Below are 499 nucleotides of genomic sequence, written 5' to 3'. Positions count from 1 at the left end.
TTGCGCTCCCGGTACAAGATCATGTTTCCATCGATCGGAAATACCGGTTCATCCGGAAATGGAAGACGACGGATGCTGCCGCCAGTGATGGCGCGCGCTTGAGAGAGGGGCTGCTGGATAAAACCAATACGGCATCAACAGTCTGGGCTGACACGGCGTATCGCTCAAAAGCCAATGAAGATTTCATGGAAAAGCAGGGCTTTGTCTCCAAGGTTCATCGCAAAAAGCCGCATCTCAAGCCTATGCCCCGGCATATCCAGAAATCGAATGCTGGAAAGTCGGTCATCCGATCGCGTGTCGAGCATGTCTTTGCCGATCAGAAGTCACAGACGGGGCTGTTTGTCCGGACTGTCGGTATCAGCCGAGCCACCATGAGGATCGGGCTCGCCAATATCGTCTACAATATGCGCCGCTTTCTCTTCCTGGAGCGGATCAGCGCCACAGCATAGCTATCAAGCGAGGGGTAGCACTCGATCTGCTCAAAACGCAGATCGAAAAC

The 499-nt window shown here is 53.7% G+C and carries 1 protein-coding gene; it reads left to right on the top strand.

The window, feature by feature from the left end; translation table 11 throughout:
- Positions 1-449, top strand: a 449-nt coding sequence (locus Abci_RS12685; protein WP_048839554.1) for a transposase, incomplete at its 5' end; no start/stop codon positions are given.
- Between the last annotated feature and the right edge of the window lie 50 nt (positions 450-499).

Origin of the sequence: Acetobacter cibinongensis, from assembly GCF_000963925.1 — a bacterium.
In the GTDB taxonomy this organism is placed as follows: Bacteria; Pseudomonadota; Alphaproteobacteria; order Acetobacterales; family Acetobacteraceae; genus Acetobacter; species Acetobacter cibinongensis.
This window is presented reverse-complemented; position numbering and strand designations above follow the sequence as displayed.